Origin of the sequence: Thermohalobacter berrensis (assembly GCF_003609645.1) — a bacterium.
GTDB lineage: Bacteria > Bacillota > Clostridia > Tissierellales > Thermohalobacteraceae > Thermohalobacter > Thermohalobacter berrensis.
This window is the reverse complement of the sequence record NZ_MCIB01000038.1, coordinates 58,572-79,557: the sequence shown is the minus strand read 5'-3', so window position 1 is coordinate 79,557 and position 20,986 is coordinate 58,572. Positions and strand designations below refer to the sequence as shown.

At 29.8% G+C, this 20,986-nt stretch carries 18 protein-coding genes and 1 other RNA gene; 3 read left to right on the top strand and 16 right to left on the bottom strand.

The window, feature by feature from the left end; all coding sequences use genetic code 11:
* Window positions 1-25: 25 nt before the first annotated feature.
* Entirely contained in the window at window positions 26-1,378 is a 1,353-nt protein-coding gene (locus BET03_RS12285) for an amino acid permease (RefSeq protein WP_120170594.1), read from the bottom strand.
* Between the two features lie 276 nt (window positions 1,379-1,654).
* Complete coding sequence (locus tag BET03_RS12280; RefSeq protein ID WP_120170593.1) at window positions 1,655-3,805, bottom strand: M20/M25/M40 family metallo-hydrolase; 2,151 nt, start codon at window positions 3,803-3,805, stop codon at window positions 1,655-1,657.
* Window positions 3,806-4,093: 288 nt separating this feature from the next.
* On the opposite strand from BET03_RS12280, the gene BET03_RS12275 reads away from it, so the two are divergent.
* Both BET03_RS12275 and BET03_RS12270 read left to right on the top strand, forming a co-directional pair.
* Entirely contained in the window at window positions 4,094-4,711 is a 618-nt protein-coding gene (locus tag BET03_RS12275) for a metallophosphoesterase (RefSeq protein WP_120170592.1), read from the top strand.
* Between the two features lie 12 nt (window positions 4,712-4,723).
* Window positions 4,724-5,722 carry a hypothetical protein gene (locus BET03_RS12270; RefSeq protein WP_120170591.1) on the top strand — a complete coding sequence of 333 codons (999 nt, stop codon included), beginning with the start codon at window positions 4,724-4,726 and terminating at the stop codon, window positions 5,720-5,722.
* Window positions 5,723-5,750: 28 nt separating this feature from the next.
* On the opposite strand, the gene BET03_RS12265 is transcribed toward BET03_RS12270, so the two are convergent.
* From BET03_RS12265 to BET03_RS12205, 13 genes are all read right to left on the bottom strand, one after another.
* On the bottom strand, window positions 5,751-6,647 hold the full coding sequence (locus tag BET03_RS12265; RefSeq protein WP_120170590.1) for a DNA-processing protein DprA: 897 nt from the start codon (window positions 6,645-6,647) through the stop codon (window positions 5,751-5,753).
* A 72-nt stretch (window positions 6,648-6,719) separates the two neighbouring features.
* Window positions 6,720-7,802, bottom strand: coding sequence for a peptidoglycan-binding domain-containing protein (locus BET03_RS12260; RefSeq protein ID WP_147417158.1), 1,083 nt, complete (start codon window positions 7,800-7,802; stop codon window positions 6,720-6,722).
* A gap of 231 nt (window positions 7,803-8,033) precedes the next feature.
* Window positions 8,034-8,389: a transfer-messenger RNA gene (gene ssrA, locus BET03_RS12255) on the bottom strand.
* A 9-nt stretch (window positions 8,390-8,398) separates the two neighbouring features.
* Window positions 8,399-8,863 (bottom strand): SsrA-binding protein SmpB, encoded by a 465-nt coding sequence (gene smpB / locus BET03_RS12250; protein ID WP_120170588.1) that lies wholly within the window; start codon window positions 8,861-8,863, stop codon window positions 8,399-8,401.
* Between the two features lie 73 nt (window positions 8,864-8,936).
* Window positions 8,937-9,863, bottom strand: coding sequence for a UvrB/UvrC motif-containing protein (locus BET03_RS12245; protein WP_120170587.1), 927 nt, complete (start codon window positions 9,861-9,863; stop codon window positions 8,937-8,939).
* Window positions 9,860-10,030, bottom strand: coding sequence for a GIY-YIG nuclease family protein (locus BET03_RS12240; protein ID WP_120170586.1), 171 nt, complete (start codon window positions 10,028-10,030; stop codon window positions 9,860-9,862). Before BET03_RS12240 ends, BET03_RS12245 begins: the two co-directional genes overlap by 4 nt.
* 54 nt (window positions 10,031-10,084) lie before the next feature.
* Complete coding sequence (locus BET03_RS12235; RefSeq protein WP_120170585.1) at window positions 10,085-10,774, bottom strand: cation:proton antiporter regulatory subunit; 690 nt, start codon at window positions 10,772-10,774, stop codon at window positions 10,085-10,087.
* A 305-nt stretch (window positions 10,775-11,079) separates the two neighbouring features.
* On the bottom strand, window positions 11,080-13,206 hold the full coding sequence (rnr, locus tag BET03_RS12230) for a ribonuclease R (RefSeq protein ID WP_120170584.1): 2,127 nt from the start codon (window positions 13,204-13,206) through the stop codon (window positions 11,080-11,082).
* 19 nt (window positions 13,207-13,225) lie between these two features.
* Entirely contained in the window at window positions 13,226-13,777 is a 552-nt protein-coding gene (locus tag BET03_RS12225) for an HDIG domain-containing metalloprotein (RefSeq protein ID WP_120170583.1), read from the bottom strand.
* A 47-nt stretch (window positions 13,778-13,824) separates the two neighbouring features.
* On the bottom strand, window positions 13,825-14,571 hold the full coding sequence (locus BET03_RS12220; protein ID WP_120170582.1) for an alpha/beta hydrolase: 747 nt from the start codon (window positions 14,569-14,571) through the stop codon (window positions 13,825-13,827).
* Window positions 14,572-14,710: 139 nt separating this feature from the next.
* Complete coding sequence (locus BET03_RS12215) at window positions 14,711-15,877, bottom strand: D-alanine--D-alanine ligase family protein (RefSeq protein WP_120170581.1); 1,167 nt, start codon at window positions 15,875-15,877, stop codon at window positions 14,711-14,713.
* 12 nt (window positions 15,878-15,889) lie between these two features.
* Window positions 15,890-17,551 carry a UDP-N-acetylmuramoyl-tripeptide--D-alanyl-D-alanine ligase gene (locus BET03_RS12210; protein ID WP_120170580.1) on the bottom strand — a complete coding sequence of 554 codons (1,662 nt, stop codon included), beginning with the start codon at window positions 17,549-17,551 and terminating at the stop codon, window positions 15,890-15,892.
* A gap of 2 nt (window positions 17,552-17,553) precedes the next feature.
* Window positions 17,554-18,318 carry an alpha/beta fold hydrolase gene (locus tag BET03_RS12205; RefSeq protein ID WP_120170579.1) on the bottom strand — a complete coding sequence of 255 codons (765 nt, stop codon included), beginning with the start codon at window positions 18,316-18,318 and terminating at the stop codon, window positions 17,554-17,556.
* Window positions 18,319-18,607: 289 nt separating this feature from the next.
* On the opposite strand from BET03_RS12205, the gene BET03_RS12200 reads away from it, so the two are divergent.
* Window positions 18,608-18,865 carry a CPF_0552 family protein gene (locus BET03_RS12200; RefSeq protein WP_120170578.1) on the top strand — a complete coding sequence of 86 codons (258 nt, stop codon included), beginning with the start codon at window positions 18,608-18,610 and terminating at the stop codon, window positions 18,863-18,865.
* 95 nt (window positions 18,866-18,960) lie between these two features.
* On the opposite strand, the gene BET03_RS12195 is transcribed toward BET03_RS12200, so the two are convergent.
* Window positions 18,961-20,955, bottom strand: a complete 1,995-nt coding sequence (locus BET03_RS12195) for a sodium-translocating pyrophosphatase (RefSeq protein WP_120170577.1) — start codon at window positions 20,953-20,955, stop codon at window positions 18,961-18,963.
* Window positions 20,956-20,986 lie beyond the last annotated feature (31 nt).

The window sequence follows — 20,986 nt, the reverse complement described above, 5'->3', positions numbered from 1 at the left end:
CACTTATTATATTAAATTTAATTTTTCATCTTCTGTGGAAATTTGCAGAATATTTTTTTATATATTTAGCTACTAGATATATAGTAGCATACAATGTAACGAAAATTAATCCTGCAAAAAGTCCTTCTCCTTGTCCAGGGATTAATGGCATAGTTATGATTATCGTAAGTACTGCCGTAATTGCTATCCATGAAGTATAAGGATATCCAGGAAGTTGACATTTTCCCTTTGGTGGACATCCATGTTTTTTCCGAAACTTATAATGGGTAGCAAGTATTATTAAATAAGTAAATAAGAGTGAGAACCCACCTGAACTTACAAGGAAAAGATAAATCTTCTTAGGTAAAATAAATCCCAACCCTAATCCTATTAACATTGCAAGTCCTGAAAAGATAATCCCTTTATATGGAATATCTCCTTTATCCCTTAAAAATAATGGAGCATAGCCTTCATCAGCTAAAGAACGCATCATTCGTCCTAATCCAAAAGTAGCTGCAAGCATTGTAGACAAAATGGCTGTCACTAATACCACATTAATAATATTAGCTGCCCAATATATTCCATTTACTTTTAACGCAGCTACTAAAGGACTCACTTCTTCATTTAAATATGAGGTTGGAATCAGTGGAAGTAAAAAACCTATGGCTAAAGTGTAAAGACCTACTAAGCCTAAAACAGTATATAGAATAGCCCTTGGTATTGTGCGGTGTGGGTCATATGCTTCTGTTGAAGCTAATCCAATAATTTCAAATCCAGCATAAGTAAACATCACAATAAGCAAACTTCCAGCTAGTCCTGGCAATCCCTCAGGTAGGATAGATTCATTATCTAGCACTCCTATTCCTATAGCATCTCTACCTGGGAAAATTCCAAAGATTAAAGCTAAAGCTAATACTATAAATCCAACAATAGCTAAAAGTTTTACAGCTGCAAGTCCACTTTCCAATTTACTTAATTTATCAGCTCCTAAAAGGTTTAATAATGTTATTGTAATTATAATTATTGTGCCTAATAAAGGTATTGAAATTTGTGGAAACCATACCCTTAGAAATACTGATACTGCAATAGCTTCACTTGACATTGCAAGTATTAATCCAGTCCAATATATCCAGCCTACTACAAAGCCAACTCCAGACCCAAATGCCCTTTCTGCAAAAGTCCTAAATGAGCCTTCAACAGTATCAGCTACAGTCATTTCTGAAAGTGCAAATAAAATTAAATATACTAATCCACCAACTAAAATATATCCTAACAATATAGAAGGTCCTGCAGATCTAATTGCAATTGCTGAACCTAAAAAAAATGAACCACCAACTACAGTTCCTAATGCTAACATCGTAAGTTGCCAAGGTGAAAGACCTTTATCCCGCTTTTCCATTATAAATCCTCCTTAAGTACATATAGTATTATAATAAATAGTATTATCATTTTGTAAAATACTTATTAAAAAAACGCGCAAAGCTCGCTTCAGCTAGGGGACCCTAAAATTTTTCTTAATACTTAAATACAGTATTTGCCTTTGTTTCAGCAATTCGTTGAAATATACTTTTTTATACAATAAAAAGCCGATGGATTCGTAACCCATCAGCTTTTAGCTAACTATTGAAATTGTTTGTTCTACAGCTTTATAGACATTAAAAAATAATATTTTCAATTACTTATTTCCTAATCTATATAAAATTACTGCTAATAAAGCTGCCTTTTCTATAAGACTATGCTTTAAAATGTATTCTGAATTATTTTCCATTTTTATACCTATTGGACCTAAACCATCAATTTGGGGTATATTTTTATCTACAAAACATATATTTGATGAATTCCATGAATGTTTTTCAATAAGTATTATATCCATCTTTTTAGCTATATCCTTAATCATTTTTACAAGAGGTTTTGTATTTTCTAAATACTCCATTGAAGGCCGCTTAATACCACCATAAATTTCAAAATATAGGTTATCTTTAAGGTTTCCTCGAATACTTTTTTTTATTTTTTTATCCAAATTTTCTATTTGAGTAATATCATTAAATTTAACTTTAAGTAATAATTCTCCATAGGCCTTTAATTCTTCAATATTAGTTGTTATATTAACACAACTTGGTGAAAGGATTAAGCCATTACTTTTATCCGTAAGGGCTGTCCAATCATTTATAAGCTTAGTAAAAATATTAACTGCTTGTGGAATATCATCTTCTCCCTCTGGATTTGTTAGTCTCATTTGACAGTGGTATTCAGCAGAACCGGCCCTAGAAGTAATTATCCCTCCAGTAGGAGTACTTCCTGATAATCCTATAACATTTTTGACTTTTTTAGATAACTTCTTAATAATGTTTTGGGAAAACTTCCCTTGTACTGAATTATCTGTTGTTAGTAAAACTCCAATTCTTAGCTTTTCTAAATTTCCTGTATGCTTTAATGCTTCTATTGCAGCTAACATCATTACAATGCCACTTTTATATTTCCATATGCCAGTACCATATAATCTTTGTCCATTTTTAGAATAGTACCTATGTTGTGGCAAAGGTACAGTATCATCTAAATGTCCCAATAACAATACATCATATTCTCCTGTTTTACTATTACTAAAATGTATAAAGTTTCCCACATCTACTTGCTTTATGAATTTACCTTTAAACCCTAAAGATGATAAGTAATTTTTAATAATAGTGCCTAATTTGTTAACTCCCTCAATATTTTTTACATAAGTGTTTATATTCACCATTTCCTGTAGCATGTATTCAAAATTATCTTGCCTACTACGTAAATAGCTTCTAATTTCTATTGGTAATCTTTCTTCCTTATCCTCAAAGCTGTTAGAATTAGAAAATGTTTTTAGAAAATATCTCTTTACTGCTACTTCTAGCATTTTATTAATCAATTTATTAAAGGTATAGCCGTTGGCCTTAGCAGCTTGAACAAATGAACCACTATTGCACAAACTTGCCATAGAATTTATTTCTAAAACATATATATTATTGTTTGCATCTAATCTAATGTCTACCCTTGCATAGTCCCTTAATTGTAATGCTTTGAAGGCTTTTTTACTTAAATGAACCATCTCAGTAGCTATTTTATCTGGTATATTAGCCGGACAAATTTTACGCTTTGATGAATTCTTTTTATCCTCAAAGGTCTGTATAGCATTTGGATTATTCCCTAAATCTATTTCTAATACAGGAAAAGCCTCTATAGGCTCATTTCCAAGTAAAGCTACACAAAATTCCCTACCTGGAATAAATTTTTCAACTAATGCTTGTTGGTTATATTTTTTAGTTATAAACCTAATAGCTTCTTTTAATTTATCATCATTATAAACTACTTTAAGTCCAAATGATACAGACTCCATCTTCGGTTTTACAATACAGGGATATTTAACCTGTGATAAATCCTGGTATTCCGATGAAAATGTCCAAAACTCTGGTGTAGGAATTCCATGCTTTTGCATGATAGTTTTAGCAACTATTTTATCTAAGGCTAGTGCATGTCCTGCAGGGCTTGACCCAACATAAGGGATTCCTAACATTTCTAATAATGCAGGTATATGTGTATACCTGCTTTCCCCTTGTATACCATAGGCCATATTGAAAACCATGCCCATTTTTTCTCCTTCCATTACTTTAGGCATGAACTCTTTCAACTGTTCAATAGCATACATGTTACCATCAATTATGGTAACATTGTGTCCTCCATATTCCAATGCTTCATATACTCTATTAATAGTTTCAGTATCATATACTTCCCTATTTTGCATTCCAAATTTATTAATTACACCATTAAAGTCCTTATTATATATGATAGCTACCTTCATATTACACCTCTTTTCTAACTAATATAATTACTTTTTTATAATAAACCATGATTTTTTAGTAATCAATGATTTTTTTGTAAATATAATAAATATTTTTGACTAAGTGTTTATACTACTAAATAGCTTCTATATTCGGAAAATAACTGCCAATTATTCTATGATTCCATTAAATGTAAAGTAGTCACAATTATTCTAATCGTATGAAAATTAACTCGATTTATGGTATAATTAGTGTATTATTTACGAAATTAAAAGAAAAATGTTTTAGTGTCTAATAAGGGTGATTTTATGGAAGATTTAAAAAGAAACATATATTTCTTAATTGGTAAAACATATATACCTAGAAATATACTTAATTATAATGGTAAACTTTTACTCCATATATCTGACACTCCTGAATCATTTTATAATAGCTTAAAAGAAATTATTAATAAGCTAAATCCCAATTATATAGTTCATACAGGGGATTTAGTTGACAATATAAAATTACAATTATATCCAAAAAGGATTAAAAGCTATGAAAAAGGGGTAAGTAAATTAATAAATATACTTGAAAATTCATCAGCTGAAAAAATCTTTATAGCATTAGGAAATCATGATAATAGAAAAATTGTTGAAAATATTAAAAATAGAAGTATATTAATTGAAAATAACAATACAATTAATATTGAGGATATAGAGTTTAGTATAAATCATTTTCCAAGCAAAATTTTAAAATCCCCTTCCAAAGTAAATTTATTTGGACATAACTTGACTTTGAAAAGCGCGGAAGAAAATGGTAATATCTATTTGAATGGCATATCTAATATTAATATTATTGGATTAAATGATTTAAAAGTATTTAATTTATTATATCCTTTTGGTACAGATTGTAACAGACTTTGCAAAAATAAGATTGGATTTTAAAGGAGTGAATTTATGTTATCCCTTGTTAGACGTACTGCTAAGATTCTTTTGTTAGAATCTAATAATATTGCTAAACTTGAAAACTGTCTAATAGAAAAGTTCGGAGCTACTAAATATGATATAGATACTGCCTTTGAAAATGCAAGTCAAGAATCTACCATAATTTTTATAGTAGATAAACTTAAACCTTCCATAAGATTTAATGATGCAAAAAGTATTTTGGTCTTACAGACTCAAACAGACGTAATTTTAAGTTGTATAATTAATGCTAAGCAGTGCAATCTTATTTCTAGTGCTAGAATTGCTCCAGTAATGCTTATTATGAGAACCTTTGGTGATGTAGAAAAAATTATAGACAAAATACAGCAAAAACATAGATGTGAAGTAGGTTCAATAGACTATTTATGGCAAAAATATAGCATTGGATCTTTAATAGCTTTTACTGAAAAACCTCTAAATAAAGTAATTAAGATGTCTGATTTGTATGAAAAAGGAGTATATGTATCAGAAAATTACGTAAATCTTATAGAAGAGTTTAGAATAAAAGGGTTTGAATATTTAAATGCAGGAATTAATAACAAAGATTGGTATGAACTTGAAATAAAGATATATGATAGATATAGTAAATATCGCTTACATTATCAAAGACTATTAAAGATAATCGAGAATCTGGAATTAGGTTTAATACTAGGTGAAGCATGGGGAAAAGATGGTGCTTTAATATTCTTATATGTACAGGTATATAGAGTAAGGTTATTTACGCTATATAAACCTGAATATATAAAAAAGATTCTTTTAGGTTTAGAACATTTAGATGATGGAACAAGGATAGTGGATTATGACCTTTTTTATAATAAGAAAAAAATCCATTGGACTGACCTAAAGGATAGGAAGGGCTCCCGTGCTGATGTTAGTAAAAAATATCGAAAAGAGATTTTTTCTCAATTAAGTGAAGAAACTATTGATGAAGTTCTTAAATTAGAAAAAAAGATACTAGAAACAAGGGATTAAACATACTCTCCCTTGTTTTTTAATAACCTTATAATTCTTCAAGATCTTTTAATCCTGATATTTTTATTGTATCCTCTTTTTTTAACAGGACTTTATTGCCCTGTAAAGATTTATACTTACTATATTCCTTTGGATAGGTTAAACAAGCAAGCTTCTTTCCATATTTTTGTGTAAATTTTACTGTATGCATAGTTCCACTATTTAAATCAGTTTCAATAACTATTACAACTTTTGATAATGCTGCCTGCAATCTATCCCTTTCTATAAAATGATACCTATTAAGCTTAGTCCCAATCGGGTATTCAGAAATTAAGCATCCCTTATTTTCTAATATTTTTTCTGCTAATTTAATATTTTCTTTTGGATATATATTTATTAAATCAGTTGGAAGAGTTGCTACTGTTTTTCCTCCATTATCAACACATCCCATATGTCCAAAGGTATCACAACCATATGCAAGTCCACTTACAATAACGTAATTCCTATCTGTTAAATACTCTGCTATTTTATAAGCAAGTCTTTTTCCCCTTTTAGTTGGATTCCTTGTACCAATAATTGCTATTTTTTTATTTTCCAATAGTGCTTTGTGATTGCCCCTTGAATAATATAATATAGGTGGAGTATCTATATTTCTAAATTCATTGGGATAATCTTTATCTTCGATAGTTGTTATTTTTATTCTAAACTTTGTACAGTCTTCAATAATTTTAATTGCTTTTTCATCTTTAGCCTTTACTTCATCTATTGTTGGAACCTTTATTCGTTTATCCTTACTTTTTAGTTTTTTGTAAATATCAACAATATCTGTATTATTTAAAGTAGATATTTCTATGTTATTATCTTTTATAAAACTTCTAAACTGTAATATGGATTTTATTCCTATACCATCAATTTGATTTAACTTTAAATATATTTGTTTACACATAAAATTCTCCTATCCTTAGTTTTTATAATATAATTATATCAAAGTATTATAAAAAGAGCAGCTGGACTGCTTTTACTTAATAAGTCCAGCTGCTCTTTTTACTTGGGTCTGATGACCTTCATCTTTTCTATTGGTTGAATGTGTTTTACTATTTTTAAAATGTAAACATACATGTCCATCAAATCCGTTTCCTTTAACTGTATCATAATTAGTACCTGCACCGTAGTCTCCGCTTCTCCAATTTACCCATACCCTTGAAGGTTTACTATCAATTCCTGCATGGGGCATACCATTCATAGATGCCGCTATTGCTCTTCCTTTAGTATAAACAATAACAGCTCTCCTTTTCCAACTATATGTTCCACCCCAAACCTTCTTTAGTGCTAATGCATCTTGAACTGTCAAAGGTTCAACATCTGCATGATTTGTTCCACCTGTTACTTTCACTTTAAATGTTATACCAGTATCTAAATCTCTAACAGTTAATACATCATACCAATTAACTAATGACCCTTTCACTTTTGTCCACCAATCTATATACTCACCATATCGTCTATAACCATTTCTACTTGTATAAGTTTGTACGTTATTAAATAGACCTAAATTCCTCATTTTATTAATCGTATTTGGTCCTACAATGCCATCAACGGCTAAACCATATTTTCTCTGAAACTCCCTAACAGCTTCTTCTGTAATAGGACCATAGTAGTTTGTAATTTTATGAAAATTAAATGTACCAGCTTTTTTTAATGCCTTTTGGATATAGGAAACTTCTTTATATTCATCACCTTTTTTGTATATGTTTTTTGAAAATTCAATTTTTTTGTTTCCTTTATAATAAGTACCTGAATCATTAATTAATCCTAACGATTCCATTTTATTTAGAGTTTGTTTTCCAGCTATTCCATCTACTAGTAAACCATATCTTTTCTGAAAACTCTTTACTGCTGATTCAGTCAAATTACCATAAAAATCTGTTACTTTCCTTATGTTTAATAATCCTTCCTTTTTTAATGCCTTTTGAATTTGTATTACATCTTCATGTCTTGTCCCTTTTTTATATATAGATAGAGAAAAATCATATGCATAAGCAGATATACTAGAAGATATTAGTATGGAAGTAGCTACAGTTAAAGATGCAATTAGCTTCTTCAAAATCTTCACCCTTTCCTTAATTGTTTTAATCTTCGTATTTCACACTTATAAATACTTTAACTTTTTTGTACTGAATTTTCAATTTTTTCAACCACTATTTCCCATGGTAATTTCTGTGATAAAAAAATTAGTCAAGGGATAATGAACTGACCCCTTGACTAATAATGTTTTTTATACAATAAAAAAACGGAGTTAATCCTCCGTTACTTCCATACTATAAATATTATTTTTTGGTGGAGGTGGTGGGAGTCGAACCCACGTCCGAAGACACCTTACCAAAAGCTTCTCCGAGCGCAGTTGCTGTTTTATTATTCGCCTAGTATAACGCCCAGCAACAGGCTTTATACTAGGCTAGCTCCAGTTATACTACTATAGGTCGGAACACCCCTATAGCAGTGGCCCGCAAAATTATGGCGCTTACACTCTAGTAGGCGGGTCTACTAGAGGAAGCGGCTGCGTATTCTTATTACGCAGCTAAAGCGTAATTTTCTTCAGCGTTTATATTTAGGTGCCACTTTTTACGTTGATTGGCCACAACGGCTCGCTACTCTTGGCTTAGTGCCCCCGTCGAAACCATATTCACCCCCATAAAATAATTAATATCTATTCTTTAAACTCATATGCTTTCTCATTCTTCTTTCTGCATCCTTCTTTGCTATATCTTGTCTCTTATCATAAATCTTTTTACCTTTAGCAATGGCTAACTCAATCTTTACTTTACCATTTTTAAAATAAACACTTAAAGGAATAAGTGAATATCCTTTTTGAGTAGTATATCCAATTAGTTTATTAATTTCCCTTTTATGAAGGAGTAACTTTCTCTTTCTTAAAGGGTCTACATTATAAATATTACCTTGTTCATATGGACTAATATGCATATTGTTTAAGAAGACTTCTCCATCTTCCACCATTGCGTAACTATCTTTTAAATTTACTTTTCCCTGTCTTATAGATTTTACTTCTGTTCCTTTAAGAACAATACCAGCTTCAATAGTTTCTTCTATAAAGTAATCATGTCTTGCTTTTTTATTTCTTGCTATTATTCTTTTATTACCTGCCATAATATCACCAACAACCTTTTTTAAAGTCCATTTTTTATTATAACAAAGGTAATTTATTATGTCAACCCTTCACTTACAGACTAGCTTTAAACTTTTTAAATCTGTTTAACGAATTGATAATCTTATCTGTAGCCTCATCTACTATATTCCTATTTATTTTGTGTTTTATTTTTATATTATTTATCTTATTTAATGATAGATAAGACTCTATTATCTGAATTTCATCTATCTTTTCTTGTAATACAAGCTTATGTTTTTTCCTTATCCAATCTGTAGCATAATATTTTTTAATAAATCTTTCAATTTCTTTTTTATTATAATCATAAATGTTTGTACTGAATTTACCTAACATCTGTCCCCATCTTACAAAAAGTATATTTATAAACCCGTCTTCCCTTTCTATAAAAGCTATAATATCATAATCTAGTAATGCTAAATTTACAGCCTTTTGTTTATTTATTATATGTCTTAATGATTTTATTTGATTCTTTAGCTTTAAGGCCTTTTCAAAATTCTTTTTCTCTGCTTCTTTATGCATTTTCTTTTCTATTTCTTTTATTACATTACAATTTTTCCCTTTTAAAAACATAATAATTTTATTTATTAATTGAAAATACTCATTTTGGGATACCTTCCCATAACAGGGACCTAAACACTTCTTTAAATGAAAATTTAAACAAGGTTCACTTGTTTTAGTGAATTTTTTATTGCACCTTCTAATGGGAAAAATTTCTTTTAAACATTCAATTGCCTCATAAACACAACTGTTTCTAGTATAAGGACCAAAGTATTTAGCATTGTCATCTTTAATATCTTTAGCTATCTCTAATTTAGGAAATTTGTCTTTCAGATTAATTTTAATATATGGATAATTCTTGTAATTTTTAAGTAGAGTATTGTATCTTGGTTTATATCTTTTAATAAGCTTATTCTCTAATAGTAGAGCTTCAAGTTCTGTATCAGTTATTATATAGTCTAAATCATCTATATTGACTATCATTGCTCAATCTTAGTAGATACTTTTCTAGAGGGTTGAAAGTATTGTTTTACTCTTTTTCTTATATTTTTAGACTTACCAATATATATAATGTTATTATATTTATCTCTAATTAAATAAACTCCTGTTTTTCTAGGAAGGTGATCTATTTTCTCTTTTAGTTCCTCCATATTTTCCCACTTCCTATTTTAAAAATGTATCATTTATATTATTATACACTACTATTAATTAGTTTCCACATCTGCATATTGTTTCAATACTAACTTGCGTATACTTTCTAGTTGTCCATATACTGTTACCTTATCGCCTTCTTTAAACACAAAATGGTTTCTTGGAAAATGAATAATATGGGAACCCCTATCTATATTCAGTACTTGTATATTCTTTTGTGTTAAATCCGACTCAGCTAAACTTTTCCCCTTTAGACCACAGCCTTCTTCTATAACAATTTCTGCTATACCAAATTCGTCATTAAGATTTAAAACTTCCTCTACAGTCTTCCTCTTTTTAATTTTATTCATCCTCTTTAGCAACTGCTTTTCAATTATTTTCTCTAATCTATATATTAACCACTTATTTCTTATGACAATTAATATACCTAACAAAACTATCATTGTAATGACAGTAATATATATTAATCTATAATTGCTTTGTAGAATATTTACTATTAATCCTATCAAGGTAGCATAACCTACATAACTTATAAGCATAAGAATCTGAGCAATCTTTCTTCTGGTGGCATGTTGAGTAATCAGTTCTGCCTCATTTGTTGTAAATCCTGTATTAGTAATTATTGATATTACTTGAAATCTAGCCTTATCTAAGTCTAATCCAGTTAATTTTAATGCAATGGATAATACCTCAACTATAAAAATTAAAATTATAAGAATAATTAAACTAGCTATAATCCCCAATTAAATTCCCCCTTATACTTTCTCTATTATTAAATATATACCCATTTTATTTATATAGAACAAATTCTTCTGACGACGCTTTGTTAGCCTTAAGCCCCTAGCTATCAACGAACGTCTTTACTCTAAGAACTAGAAACTGCATTAAAACATTATTTACTGACAAATATTTGTAATTTATTATATGCCCTGAATTCATTTAGATTCACACATACAATTTCTTGCAAAAAATGTTTGAGTTGTAGACAATGAAAAAGCTGATGGACTATTAATCCACCAGCCAATAACATAGATAATTTATTCTAACTTTAATTTTCATCTTCATCTACTAAAATAAAGTCTATCTCTCTTTTAGCAATATCTGCTTTAACTACTTTTACTGTTACTATATCGCCAATTCTATAGGTCTTATTTGTCCTTTCTCCAATAAAGCAATAGTTATCTTCATCATATTGATAATAGTCATCAACTAAACTACTAATATGGACTAACCCTTCTATAGTATTTTCTAATTCAACAAATATTCCAAAGGGGGTTACCCCAGATATTATACCTTCATAAACTTCACCAATTCTCTCTAACATAAATTCAGCCTTTTTCAAGTCTTCTACTTCCCTCTCAGCCTCTTCAGCAACCCGTTCTCTCTCAGAAGACTTATATGCAACCTTTGGTAAAATTCTTTCTAGCTTTGCAATTCTTTGTTCATTTAGGCTATTTTTTAAAAATTCTTTTATAATCCTATGAATCTGTAAATCAGGATATCTTCTTATTGGTGAAGTAAAATGGCAATAGTATCTTGCAGCTAATCCAAAGTGTCCTGAATTTTCCGTACTATAAATAGCCTTTTTTAAAGATCTTAACATTAAAGTATTTATAATATTTTCCTCTTTTTTTCCTTCAACCTTATCTAATAGAAGTTTTAATTCCTTTGGATGTATCTCTTGTATTCCCTTTAAACTATATCCAAAGTTATGTATAAACTTATTAAATTCTATTATTTTCTCTTCGTCAGGATCCTCATGGATCCTATATACAAAAGGAACTTGACTCCAATACATATATTCAGCAACTGTTTCATTGCACACAAGCATAAATTCTTCTATTATTCTATTTGCTATTCTTCTTTCTGCCTTTTTAACTTCAACTGGTTTTCCATCTTCATTAAGTATAATTTTAGATTCAGAAAAGTTAAAATCAATACTTCCCCTTTCTTCCCTTCTTCTTCTTAAAATATTGCACAGATGTTCCATTTTTTTAAGGTCATCTAATATATGACTATATCTTTTTCTTAATTCTGGATCTTCATTCTCAAGTAGATCTGATACATCAGTATATACAAGCCTTTCTTTACTTTCAATAACACTTTCAACTATTTCATGGTCTACTACCTTACCATTTTTATCTATTTCCATAAAAACACTTAGTGTCAACCTTGGGACATTTGGATTCAAACTACATGCTCCATTTGATAGTTTTTTAGGAAGCATAGGTATTACTCTATCTACTAAGTATACACTTGTTCCTCTTTTTAATGCCTCTTTATCCAAAGGAGATTTTTCCTTTACATAGTAGGATACATCTGCTATATGTACACCTAGCCTATAGTTTCCATTGTCTAGTTCTTCTATAGACACAGCATCATCAAGGTCTTTTGCATCTGCTCCATCTATTGTAAATATATTCATTCTTCTTAAATCAACTCTTCTTTTGATTTCTTCTTGAGGAATTTTTTCAGGGATTTTATCTACCTGTTTTATAACATCTTCTGGAAAATCCTCCGGTAAATTATATTTTTTTATAGCTGCTAAAATATCTGTTCCTACATCATCTTTATAACCTAATATTTCAATTATCTTCCCCTCTGGACTTCTCCTTTTTTCTGGCCATCTAATAATTTCTACTACAACTTTATGGTCTGTTTTAGCACCATTCATCTCTACTTTTGGTATAAATACATCCATACTTATTCTAGGGTCATCTGGAACTACAAAACCAAAGTTTCTACTTTTTTCAAAGGTACCTACTATTTTGTAATTAGCCCTTTCTAGTATTCTTATTATTTCACCTTCATGATTTTTTCCATCTTTCCCCTTTTTTATTATTCTTGCTATAACCTTGTCTCCATGTAATGCACCATTTAAATCTTGAAAAGGAACAAAAACATCTGTGAATTCTTCATTTATTGGTACAACAAAACCATAGCCTCTAGGATGTCCCTGTAATATACCAACAACTAAATTCATTTTTTCAGGAATACCATATCTTTTACGTCTTGTCTTAATTATGTGGCCATCTCTCTCCATCTCATCTAAAATATTGTAAAATTCTTTTTTTTCTTTATTTGTTATATTAAAAAAATTTGCTAACTCTTCCTTTGTCATAGGTTTATAAATTTCTTTTTTCATAAACTCTATTAATTTTTCTTTTGTATTCATATTATTTTCCTCCAATTGCTTATAGTCCTAATTCTTTAGAAATACCCTGCATAGATTCAAGCCCTAATTCTATAAATTCTTCTAAATCAAGGTTTATTTCACTACAGGCCTTAATTTGATCTCTACTAGCTCCCCTTGCAAAGGATTTATCATTAAATCTATTCATCACAAATTCTGTATCAATACTATTTAGCTTTTTCTCTGGCGATATAAGTGCCGCAGCTACTATTAATCCTGTTAATGGGTCTGTACAATATAGAGCTTTATCCATTAGAGATTTTCTCTCTAATCCATGTATTTCATTATGTACCTTTACAGCATAAACTATATCTTCATCATATCCAAGTTCCTCTAACATTTCTCCACCTACTAAACTATGTTTATGTGGGTCATCTCCTGTTTTTTCATAATCTATATCATGTACTAAACCTGCTATTCCCCATTTTTCTTCGTCTTCACCAAACTTTTTAGCTAACCCTCTCATTATTGCTTCTGTTGCCAACATATGTTTTACAAGATTTTTGTTCTTAACATTTTCCTTTACATGCTTTAAAGCTACTTCCCTATTCATATAATCCCCTCCTATAATTTATTTTATAACTAAAAAATTTATATTAATTATATTTCTATTTCATTTAAAAATCTTGCAATTTCATTAAAAACTTTCTCTTTTTCAGTATCTAAAGTTATAATATGTCCACTATCTTTTAGATATATAAGCTTTTTAATTTCTGAGCCTATGTTTTTGTAGATATATTTTGCACTTTCATATCTTACAGTATTATCATTTTTGGATTGAATAATAAGTGTTGGTACTAAAACTTTTTTAAGTCTTCTCTTTGTTTTTCTAATAAGTTTTAAAAGATGTGGTACAGAAGCCACAGGAGTTTTATCATAACTTATAAGATAGTTTTTTTCTTTATGTCCTATTTCTTTTTTTCTCTTAGGAACATATTTTTTATAGTATTTTATTATAAATGCAAAAGGTGCTTGTCTATTATGTATTTTTATAGGTGAAGCAAGACTTATAACTGCATTAACATCGAATCTTGAAGCTAAGTTAAGGGCTATTATTCCTCCCATAGATAATCCAATAACTACTATTTTATCACATTTGTTTTTTAAATCTATTAAACCATATTCAGCAGATGAAAGCCAATCTTTCCAAGTAGTTTTTTCCATATCCTCTACAGAAGTGCCATGGCCTTTTAAACATACACCCTTTACTGTATATCCTTTTTTATTTAAATATTCTCCTAAAAGTCTCATTTCACTTGGAGAGCCTGTAAAGCCATGAATTAAAAGACAACCTATATTATTACCTTTAAAATAAAAGGGCTTTGCATTTTCATGCAAATAATTCATCTATTGCACCTACTTTCAAAAGCTAGTTATACTTCATATTATAGAATATTTTGCTAAATATATGCAAATAAAAAAGCCGATGGGTTTAAAATCCATCAGCTTCATTACTTTAATTTCAATTATCAGTTTACTACTGCTTTTAACTTTTAATTGATTTTTTCTTTATATCTATTTGTTTAAATAAGTCAACATCATAGGAATACATATTCTTATTTTTCTCTCTATGGACTTCCATTGCTATCTCAATTAGCTCATTAATTAAATCTTTAAAAGTAATTCCTGCCGGTTCCCATAGGTAGTAAGATATTGAACCTGGTAAAGTATTTATTTCATTTACATAAATATTTTCATCCTTGTCAACTAGAAAATCAATCCTGGCTACACCTCTACCATCAACAGCCATGAAAGCCTTTTTAGCTAAAGACTCTATTTCTTCCTTTATATTATCTTTTAAATCAGCTGGTATTATCCTTCTATCACCTTTGCCTGATTTGCTATTACTTTTAATATATTTATCCTCATATGAAAGAAGATCTTGCCAACCTACTGGCTCCTCACATACAGAAGTTTTTATTTTATCATCATAACCTAAGACAGCACAATTTATTTCCCTAGGATTTTCTACACCCTTTTCAATTATTATTTTCCTGTCATACCTTATAGCAATTTCTACTGCTTCTTTAAGCTTTTCCCTATCTGTTGCCTTAGAAATACCTATACTTGAACCTAAATTAGCTGGTTTTACAAAAACTGGATAACCCAATTTTTCTTCTGCTTCTTTTATAATTTCTTCTTTATTTTCATCCCATTTTCTCCTGAAAAACCAAATATAATCTACCATTGGTAATTCATATGCCTTAAAAACTGATTTCATCATTATTTTGTCCATTCCAACAGCTGAACCTAATACACTTCCACCTACATATGGTATATTAAGTAATTCAAATACTCCCTGTAGTGTTCCATCTTCCCCATTTGTCCCATGTAATGCAGGAAAAACAACATCAATATTATCTATCAATTTTTTACTAAATAAACCTATTTTTTCAGGATGTAAATAAATTTTATTATCATTATATATACTTGTAAGTATTATTTCCTTTAATCCTTTTAAATTATCATTTTTAAAGTTCTCAAAATCTAATAGGGCATCTCCTGTAAGCCACTTTCCCTCTTTATTAATATAGATTGGTATTACATCATATTTTTCTTTATCAATATTTTCTATAACCTGTAACCCTGTTATTACTGAAACTTCATGTTCTACACTTCTCCCACCAAAAACAACAGCCACTTTCTTTTTCATATACAGACCTCCTTATTCCTCATTATAGGTATCAGGTAAATCATTTTCAAATAGGACAACATCTTTAGGTTTTACTATCTGTTGTAACCTCTTAGTTGCATCATCTAAAGAATTTACAACAAAAATACTTTCCGTATTAAACCCTTCTTCTATTAATCCCTCGTAGATTGGCTTAGTTCTATTTTTACCTACTAAAATTGCATAGTCACATACCTTTGCAATACTCCTTCCAAACTCTTTATTTTCCTTTTCTTCTTCTTTTCCTAATTCTACCATACCTGGTGTCACTATTACTTTCCTACCTTCTCTAAACTGACTTAAAACCTCCAATGCAGCTCTAGCTCCTACTGGATTTGAATTAAAGGCATCATCAATTACTATTACCCCTGTTCCTGGATTAATTAACTGTAATCTATGGGGTACTGGTTCTACCTTTTCAATCCCTTTTGCAATTTCTTCCAATGTTAAACCTAAGGCTTTACCTGCCGCCGCACCTGCCAGTAGATTAGATATATTGTGTTTACCTAGAAGATTTGATTTACATTTTACACTATTGCCTTCTTTATCCTTTAGAATAAAAGTTGAACCTTCTTCTGATACCTGGATATCAGTAGCATATAAGTCTAGTTTCTCTGTATCATTCATTCCATATAGTATCTTTTCTTTAAAAGTCTTATCAGCAAGCCTTCTTACATATTCATTATCATAATTAAATATTGCAATACCATCTGGTGGCAATTCTTCAATTAATTCATACTTTGTCTTCATTATGTTCTCTATATTTTTGAATGTATCTAAATGTGCTGGTCCAACTGATGTTAAAATCCCAATATGAGGGTTACTAAGCTGTGCCACTTCCTTGATATCTCCAATCTTTCTTGCACCCATTTCCGCTACAAACACTTCATGTTCTTCATTTAGAGTGTTATTTATAACTTTACTTATTCCCATTGGAGTATTATAGCTTTCAGGTGTTTTTAAGACATTAAACTTTTCTTTAAGTATAGTTGTTGTTATAAATTTTGTACTAGTTTTTCCAAAACTACCTGTTATACCTACAACTTTTAAATCTTTAAATCCCCTTACTTTATTATATGCCATATTATAATAGTAATTATTAATCCTTTTTTCTATTGGAGAAACTAAAATATTGGCTAATATCATATTATAAGGTACATATAAGTATATTAAAGATAGTCCAACTAAAATTATTGGATAAGAGTAATTAGTTAACTTAAATAATTTGTAATAGATTATATATAGAATTGCTAATTCAAAAATATTAACTATAAAATTAGATATAAAAAGCCTTTTTGCCCTCTTAGTAAATATTAGCTCTTTTTTTGCCTTTTCTTTTTTAAATTCTACTGATAATAAAAGTAAAATAATCCATAAAACTACAAAGCCTAACCATATCGCTAAGCTTTTAGTAATATTGATGGTTATTAAATGAATTATAAAAAGAGCCATAATTCCTATAATAGGAAAAGCAACTTTTCCCGGGAAAACTCTATGTCTAAATTCTTTTAGCCAATTTATATAGTTTTTAGTTTTATAACCTTCAAGCTGTATCATGTGAAGGGCAAACTTGCTTCTAAAATATAAAGCTACAAACCATACAATTAAGGTTATTGAACTTATCATAGTAAATATACTACTATTAATAATATTCATATTTATTCACTCTCCTCTAAGAACTTATCTACAATTAAAACAAATCTATTAAATTGGTCTAGATATGAAAAATGTCCTGCATTTTCTAATACTACTAAACCACTATCTTCTATTTCTTTTTCCATAATTTTACCCATATATACTGGAGTAGCCTCATCATTCTCACCCCATATTAACAGAGTAGAAGCTTTAATATCCTTTAACAAAGGTTTTAGATTTTCATTTACTACCTTTACTAATATTTTTCTCATATTTCCGGCTTCTCTATAGTCCTTTGACCCAAACTTTTTATAAAATTTCTCCATTCTTTTTTCTTTATCATCCCAAAAGAATATAGTTCTATAAAGGAATTTTAATAATTTAAAGGAATAAACTTTTATGTAATATTTTAAAGGTCTTTTAGGGATAAGTCCTGCACTATCTACTAGGATCATCTTCTTAATTAATTCTGGATACTTATTTGCAAGAACTATTGATACACGACCACCAAAGGAATGCCCTATAAGTATCACTTCTTCTATTCCCATTTTATCAATAAATTTTTTAGTTAGTCTAGCATAATCAAAGACTCCCCATACCTCTCTAGGTGGATCACTTTTACCAAAGCCAGGAAAATCAATTGAATAAACCTTAAACCTTTTTTTTAAATGATTAAAAACGGGTAAAAAGCTTTCAATAGATCCTCCCCATCCATGAAGAAGAAGAATATTTTTACCCTGGCCTTCACAAGTATAATTTATATTTAATCCTTCAATAGTAACTTTCATATTACCAACTCCATTTAAAATTTTATAATCTCTATAAAATTCTATTTATTATTAATCTATTATTGACTTACCTTAATTGATTATATCAAATCTTTTAAATCTATACCATAATTCTTTTAAAAATGTGTTCTTTAGTAACAAAACCAATGTTATATATTACCAGTTTTTAAAGCAGACTGGTATCTATTTGTGATATATGTTTTTTTTGGTATAAATTATATTTTTTTAATCAATAATATTAACTAGATATATATTCCTATATTACTAAATATAAATTGGGGGTGTAAAAATGAAAAAAATTATGGGTGTGCAAGTTGATAATCGATTTGAAGAGGTCGACAGAATGCAAAAGGTCTTTACAGAGTTTGGCTGTATCATAAAAACAAGAATAGGATTACACCAACAGGCTGAGTTTAATGAAGAGTGTACAGAAAAGGGATTAATTTTGTTAGAGTTAAATGATAATAGTAACGACAGAAGTGTTGATTTAGAAAATAAGCTTCAACAAATTGAAGGGTTAACTGTTAAATGTATGGAATTTCAGTAAATAAAAAAGTCAACAATTTTTATTTGTTTATAATTTCCTATGTATTATAAAAAATCCCTCTCGTTTGAGAGGGATTTTTTACTTTATTAAGTTTATTAGAATAAGCCTCCAAATTTAAGGAATAATGGAGCAAATACTAATGCAACTATAGTCATAAGCTTTATTAGTATGTTTATTGAAGGACCTGAAGTATCTTTAAATGGGTCACCTACTGTATCTCCAACAACTGCTGCTTTATGAGCTTCACTACCTTTTCCTCCATGATGTCCTTCTTCTATATACTTTTTAGCATTATCCCATGCTCCACCAGCATTAGCCATTAGTATAGCCATAAGCACACCTGAAACTAATGCTCCTGCTAATAGTCCTCCTAATGCTTCTATTCCAAGGATAAGTCCTGTTAATAAAGGAGCAACTACTGCAAGTAATCCTGGTACCATCATTTCTTTAAGCGCTGCTGCTGTACTTATATCAACACATCTCTTGTATTCTGGCTTAGCTTTACCTTCCATAATACCAGGTATAGTTTTAAATTGTCTTCTTACCTCTTCTATCATACTAAATGCAGCTTTACCAACAGCTTCCATAGTGATAGCTGAGAATAAGAATGGTAGCATACCACCAATTAATAATCCTGCAATAACTGTTGGCTTAGTTAAGTCTATACTTTCTAGGTTTACAGCTTGTGTATATGATGAGAATAATGCTAAAGCTGTAAGTGCTGCTGAACCAATAGCAAATCCTTTACCAATTGCTGCAGTAGTATTTCCAACTGCATCTAGTTTATCAGTTATATCTCTAACACCTGCTGGTAATTCACACATTTCTGCAATACCACCAGCATTATCAGCAATTGGACCATAAGCATCTACTGCTACAGTCATACCTGCTGTTGAAAGCATACCTACTGCTGCTAATGCAATTCCATACAGACCTTCACCTACTTCTTGTCCTCCTCCTGCAGCATAGAATGCTATTAAAATACCAATAGCAATTACTAAAATAGGAAGTGCCGTAGAAACCATACCTACTGCTAAACCACCAATTATGTTTGTAGCACTACCTGTTTCAGATTTATCTGCAATTCTTTTAACAGGCTTAAATTCTCCTGAAGTATAGTATTCTGTAAGTTGTCCTATTATTAGACCTACTATTAGACCTGTTACTATAGCTATAAATGGCTTTAATGTTCCTAATAGTGAGTTGCTTAATATGTAAGCAACTATTACAGTAATTATACTACTTACATAAGTACCCATTTTTAAAGCTTTATGTGGGTCAGAGTTTTCATCACCTCTTACGAAGAATGTACCAATAATTGATGCTATAATTCCTGTTGCTGCTAATAATAATGGATATAAAGCTCCATTAAGATTGAATGCTGCTATCCCTAAAGTAATAGCTGATATAATTGATCCTACATATGATTCAAATAGGTCAGCACCCATTCCTGCAACGTCTCCAACATTATCTCCAACGTTATCTGCTATAACCGCTGGGTTTCTTGGGTCATCTTCTGGAATTCCCGCTTCAACTTTACCAACTAGGTCTGCGCCTACATCGGCTGCTTTAGTGTATATACCTCCACCAACACGTCCAAATAGCGCAATTGATGAAGCTCCTAATCCAAAGCCTGTAACATAAGTAATATCATTAAAAATTAAGTAAAGGCCTCCAACACCTAGCAAACCTAATCCTACAACTGACATTCCCATTACTGCTCCACCTGAGAATGCTACATTTAATGCCTTATTCATTCCTGATTCTTTTGCTGCATTAGCTGTTCTTACATTGGCACTTGTAGCAACTCTCATTCCAAAGAATCCAGCTAAAGCCGATGAAATAGCTCCAACTAGGAAGCATACAGCTGTTTGAATGTTAATACCAAAAGTTAAAACTACAAATAATACTGCAACAAAAATTAATAGTGCTTTATATTCTCTTGATAAGAAAGCCATTGCTCCTTCTTGGATGTAAGAAGCTATCTCGCCCATTCTATTAGTTCCTACATCTACTTTTTTAATAGTAGAAGCTTTATAATATGCAAATAATAGAGCAATTATACCTACTATTGGTGCTATAATAGTCACTTAGATAACCTCCTTTATTTTGTTTTTATTG